Source organism: Nocardia sp. NPDC127526, assembly GCF_042672265.1.
GTDB lineage: Bacteria > Actinomycetota > Actinomycetes > Mycobacteriales > Mycobacteriaceae > Nocardia.
Window position 1 is genome coordinate 487,550 of the sequence record NZ_JBHXVO010000002.1, and the last position, 16,185, is coordinate 503,734.

Consider the following 16,185-nt stretch of genomic DNA (forward strand, 5'->3'; position numbering starts at 1 on the left):
TCAAACTACCCCCCCGGCACCCCGGGCGTTTTCACCCAAAAACCCCCCCGTAAAAACAAACGGCCCCCCCCCCTAAGGACCCGCCCCCCCCCACGGGTGTGGTGCGATCAGCCCGCGTTTTCGGTGCAAGCCGACAGGATGACCTTGCCCTGACGCGGCGAGGCGGAACCCGTGTCCGGGAACGCCGGAGCACTGGTGCCGAGCACCTCGATCGCCTTGGTCTCGGCCTCGGACTTGTTCGGCGCCCACGCCCAGCCGAAGCGGGTGTCGGCGCCCTGGGCGACCGCACCGCAGGCATTGGCGAAGTGCACGACGACCTCACAGTCGCCGCCGCCGCACTTGCTGATGGCAGCGCTGTCCGCGCTCCCCCAGCTCGTGTAATTCACCGCATAAGCGACATTTCCGGTGCTCCGCGAGAGCGCCAGAGCGCCGTACAGATCGCCGGCGGTAGCGGTGAAGCCCGGCTCGCCTTCGGCCGCCGCATGGGCGGGTCCGGCGGCCACCGCACCCATGGCGGCCATCGACGTGACAGCGAGGCCCATACCGGCCTTGCGCAGCAACGACATTCGATACTCCCCGTGCTGGTTTGTAATAACGGGACGAATCATGTCCGAGCCCACCCTGATTGTCCAATCCAACATCGAGGTTTAGACCCGGCGCATAACGGATACGACTTTCCCCAGCACAACCGCCTCATCACCATCGATGATCGGATAAGCCGGATTGCGCGGTTCCAGATACACGTGCCCGTTCCGGCGACGGTACACCTTCACCGTGGCCTCCCCGTCGATCATGGCCGCCACGATCTCCCCCGAGTGTGCTTCCCGCTCCTGCCGCACCACCACGATGTCGCCATCGCAAATGGCCGCGTCCACCATCGAATCCCCCCGCACCCGCAGCCCGAACACCGTCCCGCGCCCCACCAATTCCCGCGGCAGCGACAACACGTCATCGGTGTGCTCCTCGGCCAGGATCGGCGTCCCCGCCGCGATATCACCGACCACCGGCACCGCCACCGAATCCCCGGCCGACGCCGCCTGCTGCGGCCCCGCCTTCAGAAACAACCGCACATCCATAGGCCGCGTCACCGATTCACTGCGCTTGAGGAACCCCCGCTCCTCCAACTCCTTCAAATGCCTCGACACCGACGACGCCGACTTCAACCCCACCGCATCCCCGATCTCCCGGCTACTCGGCGAATACCCGTGCCGCTGTACCCAATCGCGAATCGTGCAGAGAATCCGCTGCTGCCGCTCCGGCAGCAGGGAGGTATCGAGATGCTCGAACCCATCGAAGTCGTCGTATCCGGTCACCGGGGCATCGTAATAGCGCACACGCGAATACACCGGTATCGCCACCATGAATAGGCTGGCCGTCGTGCAGGATCACGAGAAGTTGTTCGACCGGGTGCGCGGCACATTGCTGGGCGGGGCGATCGGCGACGCGCTGGGGTGGCCCATCGAGTTCCTGGCTCTGGCACAGATCCGGGATCGGTATGGGGCCTCCGGGGTGACGGGTTATCTACCCGGTCCGGTGCCGGACGCACCGCAGGCGATCACCGATGACACGCAGATGACGCTGTTCACCGCGGAAGGACTGCTGCGCTGTCCCGCGGGCGCGGACCCCGCACCTGCGCTGCGCAACGCCTACCTGCGCTGGCGGGACACCCAGCAGCAGGACAAGCCCGCACCGGATGCCGACGGATGGCTCGCGCAACAGCAATTCCTCTATGCGATGCGGGCTCCGGGCCGCGCCTGCATGAACGGGCTGCGCCGACAAGCCGAGGGCTACCTTCCCGCTCTGGATTTCGGCGAACCCGGCCCCGTGAACCCGTCGTCCAAGGGCTGTGGCACGGTGATGCGCTCCGCCCCGTTCGGCCTGGCCGGCTTCGGCCCGGACCGCGCCTTCCACGCCGCCATGCGCTGCGCCCAGCTCACTCACGGCCACCCCACCGCCTATCTCGCAGCGGGCGCGTTCGCCATCCTGATCGACAGTGTTCTGTCCGGCGCCGAACTGCCGATCGCCGTGCAGGACACCATCGCTCGCCTCACCACCATGCCCGCCGCGGCGGAAACCATTACCGCTCTCACCGCCGCACTGACGGTCACCCAGCTCGGTCCGCCCACGCCGGAGCGGGTCGAACAGGTCGGCGCGGGCTGGGTGGCCGAGGAATGCCTTGCCATCGCGGTCTATTCCGCGTTGTACGCCTACCGCACCGGAGACGTGCGCGGCGGACTGCTGCTGGCTGTCAACCATTCTGGCGACTCCGACTCCACCGGCGCCGTGGCGGGCAACCTCATCGGCGCCGTCCACGGCGTGTCCGCGCTGCCGATGGAGTGGATCGCCACGCTCGAGGGCCGCGACGAGTTGTTCCGCGTAGCGGACGATCTCGTCCTCAACTTCTGCTACAACGACCGCTCCGCCCTCGACGACCGCTACCCGCTCGACACCGCGCCGCTCACTACAGCGTGAAAACAGCGTGGGCCGACACCTTACGGTGCCGGCCCACGCTATTGCGATATACCCGAGTTCGGATTCGGGCTAGACGGTGAAGCCGAGGGCGCGGAGTTGTTCGCGGCCGTCGTCGGTGATCTTGTCGGGGCCCCACGGGGGCATCCAGACCCAGTTGATCTGGAGGTCTTCGACCAGGCCGCTGCGGACCAGGGCGTTGCGGGACTGGTCTTCGATGACGTCGGTCAGGGGGCAGGCCGGGGACGTGAGGGTCATGTCCAGTTTGGCGATGCCGTCCTCGACCTTGAGGCCGTAGACGAGGCCGAGGTCGACGACATTGATGCCGAGTTCCGGATCGACGACGTCGCGCATCGCCTCCTCCAGGTCCTCCAGGAACTGGATCTCCTCGGCGGACAGCTCGACCTCGGCGGTGGTTTCGGTGGTCGGCTCGGTGTCACTCATCGGACTTCTTCTCCCCATTGGCCATCGGCAGTGTGGTCTCCTCTGCGGAGGTTATCCGCACGACGGCGTCCTTGAACGCCATCCACCCCAGCAATGCGCATTTGACGCGGGCCGGGTACTTGGCAACGCCGGCGAGGGCGATGCCGTCGCCGATCACGTCCTCGTCGCCCTCGATGGTGCCGCGGCTGGTGACCATCTCGTCGAAGGCCTCGACCACCTTCAGCGCCTGCTGCAACGGCAGGCCGATGACCTGATCGGTGAGGATCGAGGTGGAGGCCTGGCTGATCGAACAGCCCTGGCCGTCGTAGGAGACGTCGGCGACGTCACCGTTGTCGTCGAGCTGGACGCGCAGGGTCACCTCGTCGCCGCACGTCGGGTTGACGTGGTGCACCTCGGCGCCGAACGGCTCTCGCAAGCCGCGGTGGTGCGGGTGCTTGTAGTGGTCCAGGATCACTTCCTGGTACATCTGCTCCATGCGCATGGTTTATGCAACTCCGAAGAAGCTCTGAGCCTTCCGCACCGCGGCGATCAGCGCGTCCACCTCGTCGAGGGTGTTGTAGACGGCGAAGGAGGCGCGGGCCGTGGCGGCGACGCCGAAGCGCCGGTGCAGCGGCCAGGCGCAGTGGTGGCCGACGCGAATGGCGACGCCCTCGTCGTCGAGGATCTGGCCCACATCGTGGGCGTGAATACCGTCGACCACGAAAGCGACCGCACCGCCGCGGTTCACATTGTCCGTCGGTCCGATAATGCGCACGCCGTCGACCTTGCTCAGACCTTCCAGGGCCGCGCTGACCAGCGAATGCTCGTGCGCCGCAACGGCTTCCATGCCGATCTCTTCCAGATACCGCACGGCCGCGCCCAATCCGACCACCTGCGAGGTCATCGGCACGCCGGCCTCGAAGCGCTGCGGCGGGGCGGCGTAGGTGCTGTGGTCCATGAAGACGGTCTCGATCATGGAACCGCCGGTGATGAACGGCGGGGTCTGCTCCAGCAGCGAGTAGCGGCCGAAGAGCACGCCGACCCCGGAGGGGCCGAGCATCTTGTGACCGGAGAAGGCGGCGAAGTCCACGCCCAGCGCACGGAAGTCCACCGGCATGTGCGGCACCGACTGGCAGGCATCGAGCACCGTCAGCGCGCCGACTTCCTGTGCGCGGCGCACCAATTCGGCCACCGGCGCGACCGCACCGGTCACATTGGACTGGTGGGTGAACGCGACGACCTTGGTAGCGGGCGATAGTTCGAGCGAATCCAGATCGATGCGCCCGTCCTCGGTGACCCCGTACCACTTCAGCGTCGCACCCGTGCGGCGCGCGAGCTCCTGCCACGGAACCAGATTCGCGTGATGCTCGAGCTCGGTGATGACGATCTCGTCGCCGGGGCCCACATGGTAGGGGAACCGGTCGTCGGCGAAGGCGTAGGTCACCAGGTTCAGCGATTCGGTCGCGTTCTTGGTGAACACGATCTCGTTCGCGTGCACGCCCACGAAGCGGGCGATATCGGCGCGTGCGCCCTCATAGGCGTCGGTGGCCTCTTCGGCCAGCTGGTGAGCACCACGGTGCACCGCCGCATTGCGCTGGATCAGGAAATTGCGTTCAGCATCCAGCACCTCCATGGGCCGCTGCGCGGTGGCGCCCGAGTCCAGATAGACCAGGGGTTTGCCGTCGCGCACAGTGCGGCTCAGGATCGGGAAGTCGGCCCGGATCCGGGCGACATCCAAGGCGGGCACCGTAGTGGTCATATCTACGCTCCTACAGCAGCAGAGGTGAAACGCACGTAGCCATTCGCATCGAGTTCGTCGGCCAGCTCCGGCCCGCCCTCGGCCACGATGCGGCCGCCGACGAAGACGTGGACGAAGTCGGGCTGGATGTAGCGCAGGATGCGGGTGTAGTGGGTGATCAGCAGGACGCCGCCGTTCTCCCGCTCCTTGTAGTTGTTCACGCCCTGCGACACGATGCGCAGCGCGTCGACGTCCAGGCCGGAGTCGGTCTCGTCGAGGATGGCGATCTTCGGCTTGAGCAGACCCAGCTGCAGGATCTCCTGGCGCTTCTTCTCACCGCCGGAGAAGCCCTCGTTCACCGAGCGCTCGCTGAAAGCCGGATCGATCTCCAGCTCGGCCATGTTCTCCTTGACTTCCTTCACCCAGGTGCGCAGCTTGGGCGCCTCGCCGCGGACGGCGGTGGCGGCGGTGCGCAGGAAGTTGGAAACCGAGACGCCCGGAACCTCGACCGGGTACTGCATGGCCAGGAACAGGCCGGCCCGCGCACGCTCGTCGACCGACATCTCCAGGACGTCCTCACCGTCGAGGGTGATGGAGCCCGAGGTCACGGTGTACTTCGGGTGCCCGGCGATGGCGTAGGACAGGGTCGACTTGCCGGAACCGTTGGGGCCCATGATCGCGTGGGTCTCGCCCGACTTAACGGTCAGGTTCACGCCCTTGAGGATCTTGATGGGCTCGCCGTTCTCGTCCGGGTTGGCGACCTCGACGTGCAGGTCCTTGATTTCCAGGGTGGTCATCGAATTCGAATTCCTTTGCGGGGAGGGAAAGTTGGTGTCAGACGCCGACAGCGGCGAGTTCGGCCTCGATGGCCGCCTCGAGCCGCTCCCGGACCTCGGGGACGGCGATCTTCAGGATGATCTCGTGGAAGAAGCCGCGCACGACCAGCCGGCGCGCCGCCTCCTCCGGAATACCGCGCGAGCGCAGGTAGAACAGCTGCTCGTCGTCGAAACGACCGGTGGCCGCGGCATGTCCGGCGCCGACGATCTCGCCGGTCTCGATCTCCAGGTTCGGCACCGAGTCGGCGCGCGCGCCGTCGGTGAGCACCAGGTTGCGGTTCACCTCGTAGGTGTCGGTGCCCTCGGCGGCGGCGCGAATGAGCACATCGCCCACCCACACGGTGTGCGCGTCCGGCTTCGACGAGGCCGGATCGCCCTGCAGCGCACCCTTGTACTGCACATTCGACTTGCAGTTGGGCTGCGAGTGATCCACCAGCAGGCGCTGCTCGAAGAACTGGCCGTCATCGGCGAAGTACAGGCCGAGCAGTTCGGCGTCGCCGCCCGGACCGGCGTAGCGGACATTGCCGGTCAGGCGCACCACATCGCCACCGAGGGTGACATTGGTGTGGCGCAGCGTGGCGTCGCGGCCCAGCTTGGCGTGATGCGCGGTGACGTGCACGGCGTCATCGGCCCAGTCCTGCACGATGACGACATTGAGCGCGGCGGAGTCGCCGAGCACGAATTCCACGTTCTCCGCGTAGGTTCCGCTGCCGCGCTGGTCGAGGACCACGGTGGCGCGGGCGAAGTTGGCCAGACGGATCTGCAGGTGCCCGTAGGCGACCTTGCCCTCCCCCGGGCCGGTGATGGTCACGGTGACCGGCTCGGCCACTTCGATTTCCGCGCCGACCGACACGATGGTGGCCTGCTCGAAGCCCGAGTATGCCTGCGCGGCAACACGATCGGTGGGCACGCCGCCCTCGCCGAGGCGAGAGTCGCTGCGCTCCACGGTTTCCACCGTGACACCGGCGACCTCGGTCACCTCGACGGTGGCGCGGCCGTCACGGACGGCGGTGCCGTCGTGCAGGCCGTTGAGGCGGCGCATCGGGGTGAAGCGCCAGGCTTCATCCCGACCCGACGGCACCTCGAAGGCATTCACATCGAACGAGGCGAAAACCTCGCCCTTGTTGACTGCCGGGGTACGAGCCTCTGCGGCTTCGGCAACGTTCTCGACGGCCATCAGCCGACGGCTCCTTCCATCTGCAGTTCGATCAGGCGGTTCAGCTCCAGCGCGTATTCCATCGGGAGCTCCTTGGCAATGGGCTCCACGAAGCCGCGCACCACCATGGCCATGGCCTCGTCCTCGGTCAGACCGCGGCTCATCAGGTAGAACAGCTGATCCTCGGACACCTTCGAGACGGTCGCCTCGTGGCCCATGGTCACGTCGTCCTCGCGGATGTCGACGTAGGGGTAGGTGTCGGAGCGCGAGATGGTGTCCACCAGCAGCGCATCGCACTTCACGGTCGACTTGGACCCGTGCGCGCCCTTGTTCACCTGCACCAGGCCGCGGTACGAAGCACGGCCGCCGCCGCGCGCCACCGACTTGGAGATGATGTTCGAGGAGGTGTGCGGCGCCAGGTGCAGCATCTTCGCGCCGGTGTCCTGGTGCTGGCCCGCGCCGGCGAAGGCGATGGAGAGCACCTCGCCCTTGGCGTGCTCACCGGTCATCCACACGGCCGGGTACTTCATGGTGACCTTGGAGCCGATATTGCCGTCGACCCATTCCATGGTCGCGCCCGCCTCGGCCTTGGCCCGCTTGGTGACCAGGTTGTAGACGTTGTTCGACCAGTTCTGGATGGTGGTGTAGCGGCAGCGGCCGCCCTTCTTCACGATGATCTCCACGACCGCCGAGTGCAGCGAGTCCGAGGAGTAGATCGGCGCGGTGCAGCCCTCGACGTAGTGCACGTAGGCGTCCTCGTCGACAATGATCAGCGTGCGCTCGAACTGGCCCATGTTCTCGGTGTTGATCCGGAAGTAGGCCTGCAGCGGGATGTCCACGTGCACGCCCGGCGGCACGTAGATGAACGAGCCGCCCGACCACACGGCCGAGTTCAGCGCGGAGAACTTGTTGTCACCGGACGGGATGACCGAGCCGAAGTACTTCTGGAACAGCTCCGGGTGCTCCTTGAGACCGGTGTCGGTGTCGAGGAAGATGACGCCCTGCTTCTCCAGGTCCTCGCGGATGGAGTGGTAGACGACCTCGGACTCGTACTGCGCGGCCACACCGGCCACGAGGCGCTGCTTCTCCGCCTCCGGGATGCCCAGCTTGTCGTAGGTGTTCTTGATGTCCTCGGGCAGGTCCTCCCAGGTGGCGGCCTGCTTCTCCGAGGAGCGCACGAAGTACTTGATGTTGTCGAAGTCGATGCCCTCGAGGTTGGAGCCCCAGTTCGGCATGGGCTTCTTGTCGAAGATGCGCAGGGCCTTCAGACGGAAGTCGAGCATCCATTCCGGCTCGCTCTTCTTCGCCGAGATGTCGCGCACGACCTCCTCGGACAGGCCGCGCTTGGCACTGGCACCGGCGACATCCTTGTCGGCCCAGCCGTACCCGTAGTTGCCCAGGGACGCAATGGTCTCTTCCTGGGTCAGCGGCTGCACCTGGTCGGTGGTCGTCGTCATTCGGCACTCCTTCCGGAGTCGTGTGTAGAAGTCGTTGCGGGCTGTGCAACGGGGGTTTCTGCGGTATTCGAAGTGTGTGTCGGCATGAGCGTCAGCGGCACATGCGTGGTGCAGGCGCAATCGCCATTGGCGATGGTGGCCAGGCGCTGCACGTGCGTGCCGAGCAGCTCCCGGAAGGCCTCCAGCTCGGCGGCGCACAGCTCCGGGAATTCCTCGGCGACGTGCGACACCGGGCAGTGGTGCTGGCAGATTTGCACTCCCGCACCGACTTTCCGGGTGGACGCGGCGAAACCGGCGTCGGTGAAGGCCTCCGCGATCTCGTCGGCCTTGGCTTCGGTCTCCTCCGGCGTATGCCTTCCGAGACGGTCGATACCGGCGACGATGACGCCGACGCGCTTGCGCGCGAACTCGACGATGGCCTTGTCGCCGCCGATCTCGCGGAGCTGACGCATGGCGGCACCGGCGAGGTCATCGTAGGCGTGGCCCAACCGGCCCCTGCCGGTGGCCGTCAACTGGTACTGCTTGGCGGGACGACCGCGGCCCTTCTGCTGCCACGACGCCGACCGGGTGGCGCGGGCCTCGCCCGATTCGATGAGCGCGTCCAGATGCCTGCGCACCCCCGCCGGAGTCAGTTCCAGCCGCTCGCCGATGGCGGTCGCGGTGATCGGGCCTTCCTCCAGCAGCAGCTTGATGACGGCCTCGCGGGTGTGTCCCTCGCCCGCCGGCGCGGGCACGACAACAGTCCGGGCGCCCTTTCGGCGCCCGGTGCCTGTCTCCGCGTTCCGCAAACCCACGGTTTTCACAACATCAGTGTGACGGAATTCCTTCCCCGGTTCCAGGAAGGGTCACCTTACTTGACGCGTATTCCCGGTGTGAAACATTGCACACCGGGTTCGCGCCGGTCAGGCGGGCGATCCGGCCGGTTGCAGATGGGCCAGCAGGAGCTTGATGAGCAGAACCGGAGCGACCCAGGCGAGCACGGCGGGCAGGCCGAGGGGAATCAAGAACGCCAGCGTCACGAAGGCGAACCCCGCCGGGAGCCGCAGCGCGGCCGGGACCACAAGAACGAATACCGCGCCGAGCAGGGCGAGAGCGTAGAGCGCGGCCGCGCTGAGCCAGCCGAAATCGGGGACGACGAGGGCGAGCAGGAACGGCTGCACATGGATGGCAACGAAGGCCAGATGATGCCGCGCGGTGCGGCCGGGGCGGTGGAAATGCCGTTTGGCCGAGGCGGTGGCATTGACGACCGCGCCGCCGCACAGGTCGAAGGCGACGAAGGCGATCACGGCGACGGCCAGCAGGGACAGATCCGCGCGGATTGCGAGCGCGACGGCCCCGGCCGAGCCGAGCAGGGCGGTTCCGTAGCAGAGCAGTTGTTCGCCGCGGGTGGCGTCGGGGGCGATGAGATGGTCGCCGAGGGTCCGGGTGTTCATGCGCGCTCCCGCAGTCCGTCGAGGCAGATATCCAGAATCGGCTGGGCCAGCCGGTCGATGGGGACCTCGGGGTCGACGAGCCATTGCAGCAGCACGCCTTCGATGACGCCGACGATCACCGTCGCGTGCGCCTCCCCCAGGTCGGGACGAATCTCCTTCAGCAGCAAGGCGATCGCCTGCCGGTGCTCGCGGTAGACGGTTTTCATGTAGTCGGTGGCCCACAGGTCCAGCAGGATCCGGGCGTGGTCGGGCCGACTCGAGATCAGTTCGAGAATCCCGCGCACCAGCTCCCCGAACCGGGTCAGCGGGGGCGCGTCACCCTCGAGGATGCGCCGGACCCTGTCCTGCGAATCGCCGCTGTACTGGTCGAACGCCGCGTCCAGCAGTGCATCCCGGCTGTCGAAGTACAGGTACACGCTGCCCTTGGCGATCCCGGCCTCGGCGGCCACATCGTCGATTCGCGAGGCGGCGAAGCCTTTTCGCGCGAAGACCCGGACCGCCGCCGCCAGGATCTCCTGCCGCCGCGCCGTCTTGTCGACCTTCTTCGGTGACATCCACACCCCTTTTATGACTGACTGTTCAGTCATAATAAGCGTTATACGGCGAGGAAGTCCAGCAGTCACCGCGAACCGCGAAAACCCCAGCTTCGCCATCACTTCGACCTGATCCCGCGCCAGCACGCGCATCGAATACGGGCTGTGATCGAGCGTGCTCACCGGTTTCCCGCTGTCCCCGAACCCGCGCAGATCGGTGGCCACCACGGTGTGCGCCGCCGCGAGCGCCGGGACGACCCGATGCCACATGAGGTGCGTCTCGGGAATCCCGTGCAGTAACAGCAGAGGCGGCCCGGAACCGCCTCGGCACCCGTGAATCGTGGTGCCCGAGACCGGGATATCGAATTCCGAGAAGCCGTTGAACATACCGGGTCCGCCTTTCGAGTCGCGTCGCTTCCCTCGCATACCCGGCTGCGGGAGGTCATAGCGTGCGCGCGGCGAATTCGGCCCGGTCTCGGCCGGGGCTCCGCATCAGCGGACGGCGATCAGTTTCAGGGGGGTTTCCAGGAGGGCTTCGCGGGAGTCGTCCCAGGCCACGGTGCGGGTGGTGACCGGAGAGGGGTCGAAGCGGCCGGTGGCGACGAGGTCGAGGATGTGCGGGATGGCGGGGCGGGCGTGGGCGCGGCCGGTGTGGAAGGTGCAGCAGCGCGAATACATCTCGAAGACCGGCATGGGGACGTCTTTGAGTTGCACGCTGACGCTGGTGCACCAGCCGTCGCCGGCGGTGGCGTTGATGGCGGCGCGGAGGGCGGTGGCGCCACCGGCGGCTTCGACGGTGACGGGGAAGCGGCCTACTCGTTCCTCGGGTCTGCCTTCGAGGGGCTCGGCGCCCAATTTGGCTGCGATGGACAGTCTTTCCGGGTCCGTATCGAGGTAGACGATGCGCGGTGCGCCGAGGGCTACGGCCAGACCGGCGGCGTAGAGGCCGATCGAGGGAGCCGCGCGGCCTCCGAGAACCAGGACTTCGGCGTGCGGGTCGGACGCCAATTGCGGCGCCACGGCGCGGTAGGCGTCGGGGATATTGTCGCTGGCGCTGGCGACCGCGGCCGGGTCGACACCGGCGGGGAGCGGGACCAGCATGTTGTCGGCGTGCGGGACGAGGGTGAGATCGGCCCAGAGTCCGCCCCAGTTCACGCCGCCGAGTCGTCCGAGACCGAAGGTGGACATGAACGGGTGGGCGGTGCAGTTGCCGGTGTTGCCGCGCAGGCAGGACGGGCAAGCGCCGCAGGAGATTTGGAAGGGAACCACCACGCGGTCGCCGGGAGCGACAGTCCGCACGTCCGCTCCGACGGCGACGACTTCGGCGACGCCCTCGTGGCCGAACGGATAAGGGCCCTCGAGGGGGAAACTACCGCGCAGGACGGCGGGATCGATATCGCAGGTCGCCACGGCAATGGGGCGGACCAACGCCTGGTCGGGGGCGTCGAGGACCGGTTCGGGGCAGTTCTCCCAGTGCAGTGTGCCGGGGCCGTCCAGTATCAATCGCTTCATCGACCGATCATCGCTAGAACGTTCTTTCCAGACAACCCACCCTAGGGGTGAGAATCACTCGGCGGCAGCGACTTCCGGACCCGCAGGCGCGAATCCCGCACCGTTGGCCGCGGCTTCGGCGAGACTCAGCCGAATCAGGCGGGCCATGGCCGCCGAAACGGTGTGCAGCGGTTCATCCGAGCGGCGCACCCGCGCGAGAATCGTCGCCCCCTCGTAGGCGGCGACCACGGTGGTGGCCAGCTCGTGCGCCTCCCCCGCCGGCAGCCCCAGATCGGTGAGCAATTCCGCGAACCCGTGCGCCATTGCATCGAATGCGGAAACGCATGCGGTGCGTACGGATTCGACATCACTGCCGCCATCGAGGGCGGGGGTGCCCACCGGGCAGCCCGTGGTCCAGTCCGACGCTTCGAGTCTCGCGGCCATGAAGTCGAACAATGTTGCCGCCGTGCCGAACACATCCGCGGGGGCCTGCTGGATCATCCGGCCGACCAGCACACCGGTGCCGGTGATGGCGGAGACGGCGATCTCCTCCTTGCCGCCCGGAAAGTGGTGGTAGATCGAGCCGTACGGCAGCGAGGCCGCCTCGCTCAGCTTCTTCAGACCGAAGCCGTGGTAGCCGTGGCGGGCTAGCAGCCCGGCCGCGGCCACCTCGATTCGGCGTTTGGACTCGGAAACCATTTATCCAGGGTAGGAGGGCAGACCGACATAGATCGGGCGAATCGGCCAGTCGGATGAGTTGCGAGACTCAATCTGCTTGCACCGACTGCACATTCGCATGTCACGCCGGTTTCGATCCGCCGGCGGCCGGTGCACCGGCGAGCTTGCGGCGGGAGAAGCCGGTCTCGCTTTCCACGTGCGCAGAGCAACCCGATGGAACGGTTGCGTCGCCTGCCGTACCCGACCTCGGCTCCCCCGGTGGGAGCCGTGACTCTCGTCCCCGCCTGGCTGGATGGCCGTGGTTACGTTCACGGCCCCTGCCGCCATGCACCGACACAGGAGCACCGACCGTCCGCGGATCGGAAACCTCCCACTAGGCTTTGCGAACGTGGCGGTAGTGGAGGGCGCGCGGCGCAAGGTCATCGACATAGGACGCCGGGCCCTGGGCCTGGACGTTCCCGCTGACGATCACACCGTCGCCGTACTGCACAGCGTCGAAACCGACGTTCCCGGCCTGGACCGGCGAGAAACGCTGCAGTTGATGCGGATCCGCCTGCTGGGCGCGACCGGCGCGGTGATCATGGCGATCTCCGCCCTGGGGGTGGGCGCGCAGCCGGTGCACCAGAATCCGACCTCGGGGCTGCGGGTGCTGGGGTTCTTCGCGCGAGCGCACACCTCGACGCTGGCCATGTGCATGATCGGCACGGTCGCGGTGATCATGGCGTGGCTGCTGCTGGGGCGGTTCGCCGTGGGCGGGTGGGGCGGGAATCCCCGGCATCGGCTGAGCCGCTCGCAGATGGATCGCACCTTGCTGCTGTGGATCATTCCGCTCAGCGTGGCGCCGCCGCTGTTCAGCAATGACGTGTACTCCTACCTGGCACAGAGCGAGATCGCGGCGCGGGGGCTGGATCCCTACAAGGTGGGGCCGGCCGATGGGCTGGGGCTCTACAACGTGCTGACCAACAATGTGCCGAACATCTGGCGGGAGACGCCGGCGCCGTACGGGCCGCTGTTCCTGTGGATGGGCAAGGGCATCGCGCTGGTGACCGGCGACAACATCATTGCGGGCGTCTGGCTGCACCGGCTGCTGGTGCTGGCGGCGGTGGCGCTGATGGTGTGGGCGTTGCCGCGGCTGTCGCGGCGGTGCGGGGTCGCGCCCGTGAGCGCGCTGTGGCTGGGGGCGGCGAATCCGCTGGTGCTGTTTCACCTGGTGGGCGGCGTGCACAATGACGCGCTCATGCTCGGGCTCATGCTGGCGGGGCTGGAGTTCTGCCTGCGGGGAATCGACGATCTGCAATTGTCGGATCGGCGGGCGTGGCTGCTGGTGTTGTTCGGGGCGGTCGTCATCACGCTGTCGTCGACCATCAAGATCACGTCATTGATCGCGCTGGGATTCGTGGGGATGGCGCTGGCCCGGCGGCTCGGCGGCGGCTTCAAACGGGTGATCACGGTGGGGGCCGGGCTCGGCGTGATCGCCGTCGGGGTGACATTGTTCGTCGTCACCGCGAGCGGTCTCGGATTCGGGTGGATCTTCACGCTGAACACCGCCAATGCCGTGCGCAGCTATCTGTCCTTGCCCACCGCCATCGGGATAGCGACCGGGTTCGGCGGGGTGCTGCTGGGGTTGGGTGATCACACCACCGCGCTGCTGAGCATCACCCGGCCGATCGCGAGTGCGGTGGCCGCGTTCGTCATCGTGCGCATGCTGGTGGCGACCTGGACCGGGCGGTTGCATCCGGTGGGCGCGCTCGGGGTGTCGCTCGGCGTGCTCGTGCTGCTGTTCCCGGTGGTGCAGCCGTGGTACTTGCTGTGGGCGATCGTGCCGCTGGCGGCGTGGGCGAACCGGCCCGCCTTCCGGGTACCCGCGGTCGCGCTCTCGGTCATCGTGAGTGTGCTCGTCATGCCGCGCGGCGCGGACTTCTATGTCTTCCAGATCGTGCAGTCGGCCATCGCGACCGTGATCGTGGGGCTGCTGTTCATCTTCATCACGCGAAATGCGCTGCCGTGGCGCAATCAGCCGGGGGTGTCGGCTCCGTCACAGGAGCCCACGGCCTACGGTGTCTCCTCGTGACCGCAGCCTCCGGACCCGCCGTGCGCATCGACGGCGTCGTGAAACGCTACGGCGAGACCACCGCGGTGGACGGGATCAGCTTCGAACTTGAACGGGCGCAGGTGCTCGCGCTGCTCGGACCCAATGGGGCGGGCAAGACGACCACCACCGAAATGTGCGAGGGGTTCGTCCGCCCGGATGCGGGAACCGTGCGCGTGCTCGGGCTGGATCCGATCGCCGATTCGGACACGCTGCGGCCGCGCATCGGGGTGATGCTGCAGGGCGGCGGGGCGTATCCGGGATCGCGGGCCGGGGAGATGCTCGACCTGGTGGCCTCGTATTCGGCCGATCCGCTGGATCCGACCTGGCTGCTGGACACGCTCGGGTTGAAGGATGCGCGGCGGACGCCGTACCGGCGGCTGTCGGGCGGGCAGCAGCAGCGCCTGGCCCTGGCGTGCGCGCTCGTCGGGCGGCCCGAGATCGTCTTCCTCGACGAGCCGACGGCCGGATTGGACGCGCAGGCACGGCATCTGGTGTGGGAGCTCATCGACGCGCTGCGGCGCGACGGGGTGAGCGTGCTCATGACCACGCACATGATGGACGAGGCCGAGCAGCTCGCCGATCAGCTGGTCATCATCGACCACGGGCAGATCGTGGCGCAGGGCACGCCCAGTGAGGTCACCTCACAAGGGGCCGAGGGACGGCTCGCCTTCCACGCGCCGCCGAAACTCGACCTGAGCCTGCTCGAAGCCGCACTGCCGGAAGGGTTCGCGCCCAAGGAGATCAGCGCCGGCTACTACCTGCTGCAGGGCGACATCACCCCGCAGGTGCTGGCCACGCTCACGGGGTGGTGCGCGCGAATCAACGTGCTGCCCACCGATATTCGCATCGACCAGCACCGCCTGGAAGATGTGTTCCTGGAACTCACCGGACGGGAGCTACGCGGGTGATCGACACCGCCAACCGGTTCGCACCCGGCACCTTCGCCCCCGACCCGCGACCCACCACGCGGGCGAAGATGCTGGCCGCCCAGACCCGCCTCGAGCTGATCCTGTTGCTGCGCAACGGCGAACAGCTGCTGCTCACCATGTTCATCCCGATCACGCTGCTGATCGGCCTGACCCTGCTGCCGCTCAACGGGCTCGGCGACCACCGGGTCGAACGCGTGGTGCCCGCGGTGATGATGGTGGCCGTCATGTCCACCGCCTTCACCGGCCAGGCCATCGCCGTCGGCTTCGACCGCCGCTACGGGGCGCTGAAACGCCTGGGCGCCACTCCCCTTCCCCGCTGGGGCATCGTGGCGGGCAAGTGCGCGGCCGTGCTGATCGTGGTGGTCCTGCAATCAATTCTGCTGGGCGCCATCGGTTTCGCACTGGGCTGGCGCCCGTCGATCTCCGGCCTGCTCCTCGGTGCGATCGTCATCGCTCTCGGCACGGCCACCTTCGCCGCCCTCGGCCTGCTCCTGGGCGGCACCCTCAAGGCCGAAATCGTGCTGGCCCTGGCGAATATCCTCTGGTTCGTCATGCTCGGCATCGCCAGCCTGGTGCTCATGTCCGACGACTTGCCGAGCGCGGTGAGCCTACTCGCCCGCGCGGTTCCTTCGGGCGCCCTGTCGCACTGCCTCGAACAGGCGTTGCGGAACAGCATCGATTGGTACGGCGTCGCGGTCTTGGCCGCTTGGGGCGGCGTGAGCGGCTGGCTCGCGACCCGCTTCTTCCGCTTCGACTGAGCGCCATTCGCACTGATCGGGGGCACGCAGCGGCGGCCACGACGCTGATCGGGGGCACGCGGCAGCGGCCACGACGCTGGTCGGGTCACGCGGCAGCGGCCACGACGCTGGTCGGGTCACGCGACAGCGGCCTCGACGCCAGTGGGGGTTCGGGGGCCGAGCCCCCGAGAGTCTCCTGGGGGTTCGGGGGCG

Annotated in this window: 17 protein-coding genes; 4 read left to right on the forward strand and 13 right to left on the reverse strand. The window is 67.6% G+C overall.

The window, feature by feature from the left end; all coding sequences use genetic code 11:
- Window positions 1-107 precede the first annotated feature (107 nt).
- Together ACFVIV_RS05340 and lexA are read right to left on the reverse strand one after the other, a co-directional pair.
- The gene (locus tag ACFVIV_RS05340; RefSeq protein WP_379193533.1) at window positions 108-566 is read right to left on the reverse strand and encodes a DUF4189 domain-containing protein; all 459 of its coding nucleotides are present in this window, start codon (window positions 564-566) and stop codon (window positions 108-110) included.
- 81 nt (window positions 567-647) lie between these two features.
- Complete coding sequence (gene lexA / locus ACFVIV_RS05345; protein ID WP_379193534.1) at window positions 648-1,313, reverse strand: transcriptional repressor LexA; 666 nt, start codon at window positions 1,311-1,313, stop codon at window positions 648-650.
- 46 nt (window positions 1,314-1,359) lie between these two features.
- On the opposite strand from lexA, the gene ACFVIV_RS05350 reads away from it, so the two are divergent.
- Entirely contained in the window at window positions 1,360-2,472 is a 1,113-nt protein-coding gene (locus tag ACFVIV_RS05350; RefSeq protein WP_379193535.1) for an ADP-ribosylglycohydrolase family protein, read from the forward strand.
- Between the two features lie 69 nt (window positions 2,473-2,541).
- On the opposite strand, the gene ACFVIV_RS05355 is transcribed toward ACFVIV_RS05350, so the two are convergent.
- The 11 genes from ACFVIV_RS05355 to ACFVIV_RS05405 all read right to left on the reverse strand — a co-directional run bounded on the left by ACFVIV_RS05355 (window position 2,542) and on the right by ACFVIV_RS05405 (window position 12,235).
- Complete coding sequence (locus ACFVIV_RS05355) at window positions 2,542-2,913, reverse strand: metal-sulfur cluster assembly factor (RefSeq protein ID WP_379193536.1); 372 nt, start codon at window positions 2,911-2,913, stop codon at window positions 2,542-2,544.
- Window positions 2,906-3,394: a Fe-S cluster assembly sulfur transfer protein SufU gene (sufU, locus tag ACFVIV_RS05360; protein ID WP_379193537.1), complete on the reverse strand. Its 489-nt coding sequence runs from the start codon at window positions 3,392-3,394 to the stop codon at window positions 2,906-2,908. The genes ACFVIV_RS05355 and sufU overlap by 8 nt, the downstream gene beginning before the upstream one ends.
- Before the next feature lie 3 nt (window positions 3,395-3,397).
- Window positions 3,398-4,651 (reverse strand): cysteine desulfurase, encoded by a 1,254-nt coding sequence (locus ACFVIV_RS05365; RefSeq protein ID WP_379193538.1) that lies wholly within the window; start codon window positions 4,649-4,651, stop codon window positions 3,398-3,400.
- Between the two features lie 2 nt (window positions 4,652-4,653).
- Window positions 4,654-5,427 carry a Fe-S cluster assembly ATPase SufC gene (sufC, locus tag ACFVIV_RS05370; RefSeq protein WP_379193539.1) on the reverse strand — a complete coding sequence of 258 codons (774 nt, stop codon included), beginning with the start codon at window positions 5,425-5,427 and terminating at the stop codon, window positions 4,654-4,656.
- Between the two features lie 37 nt (window positions 5,428-5,464).
- Entirely contained in the window at window positions 5,465-6,643 is a 1,179-nt protein-coding gene (gene sufD / locus ACFVIV_RS05375; RefSeq protein ID WP_379193540.1) for a Fe-S cluster assembly protein SufD, read from the reverse strand.
- A complete protein-coding gene (gene sufB / locus ACFVIV_RS05380; protein WP_379193541.1) occupies window positions 6,643-8,079 on the reverse strand; it encodes a Fe-S cluster assembly protein SufB in 1,437 nt (478 codons plus the stop codon). Before sufB ends, sufD begins: the two co-directional genes overlap by 1 nt.
- Window positions 8,076-8,813: a helix-turn-helix transcriptional regulator gene (locus ACFVIV_RS05385; RefSeq protein WP_379193542.1), complete on the reverse strand. Its 738-nt coding sequence runs from the start codon at window positions 8,811-8,813 to the stop codon at window positions 8,076-8,078. The genes sufB and ACFVIV_RS05385 overlap by 4 nt, the downstream gene beginning before the upstream one ends.
- 168 nt (window positions 8,814-8,981) lie before the next feature.
- On the reverse strand, window positions 8,982-9,512 hold the full coding sequence (locus tag ACFVIV_RS05390) for a hypothetical protein (protein WP_379193543.1): 531 nt from the start codon (window positions 9,510-9,512) through the stop codon (window positions 8,982-8,984).
- Window positions 9,509-10,471, reverse strand: coding sequence for an alpha/beta fold hydrolase (locus ACFVIV_RS05395; RefSeq protein WP_379193544.1), 963 nt, complete (start codon window positions 10,469-10,471; stop codon window positions 9,509-9,511). The genes ACFVIV_RS05390 and ACFVIV_RS05395 overlap by 4 nt, the downstream gene beginning before the upstream one ends.
- Window positions 10,472-10,537: 66 nt before the next feature.
- Entirely contained in the window at window positions 10,538-11,557 is a 1,020-nt protein-coding gene (locus ACFVIV_RS05400) for a zinc-binding dehydrogenase (protein ID WP_379193545.1), read from the reverse strand.
- A gap of 54 nt (window positions 11,558-11,611) precedes the next feature.
- Window positions 11,612-12,235: a TetR/AcrR family transcriptional regulator gene (locus ACFVIV_RS05405; RefSeq protein ID WP_379193546.1), complete on the reverse strand. Its 624-nt coding sequence runs from the start codon at window positions 12,233-12,235 to the stop codon at window positions 11,612-11,614.
- A gap of 367 nt (window positions 12,236-12,602) precedes the next feature.
- Between ACFVIV_RS05405 and mptB the strand changes: the two genes are divergently transcribed.
- From mptB to ACFVIV_RS05420, 3 genes are read left to right on the forward strand one after another with little or no spacing between them, the layout of a single operon-like run.
- Window positions 12,603-14,285 (forward strand): polyprenol phosphomannose-dependent alpha 1,6 mannosyltransferase MptB, encoded by a 1,683-nt coding sequence (gene mptB / locus ACFVIV_RS05410; protein ID WP_379193547.1) that lies wholly within the window; start codon window positions 12,603-12,605, stop codon window positions 14,283-14,285.
- Entirely contained in the window at window positions 14,282-15,214 is a 933-nt protein-coding gene (locus ACFVIV_RS05415; RefSeq protein ID WP_379193548.1) for an ABC transporter ATP-binding protein, read from the forward strand. Before mptB ends, ACFVIV_RS05415 begins: the two co-directional genes overlap by 4 nt.
- Window positions 15,211-15,993, forward strand: coding sequence for an ABC transporter permease (locus ACFVIV_RS05420; RefSeq protein ID WP_379193549.1), 783 nt, complete (start codon window positions 15,211-15,213; stop codon window positions 15,991-15,993). Before ACFVIV_RS05415 ends, ACFVIV_RS05420 begins: the two co-directional genes overlap by 4 nt.
- Window positions 15,994-16,185 lie beyond the last annotated feature (192 nt).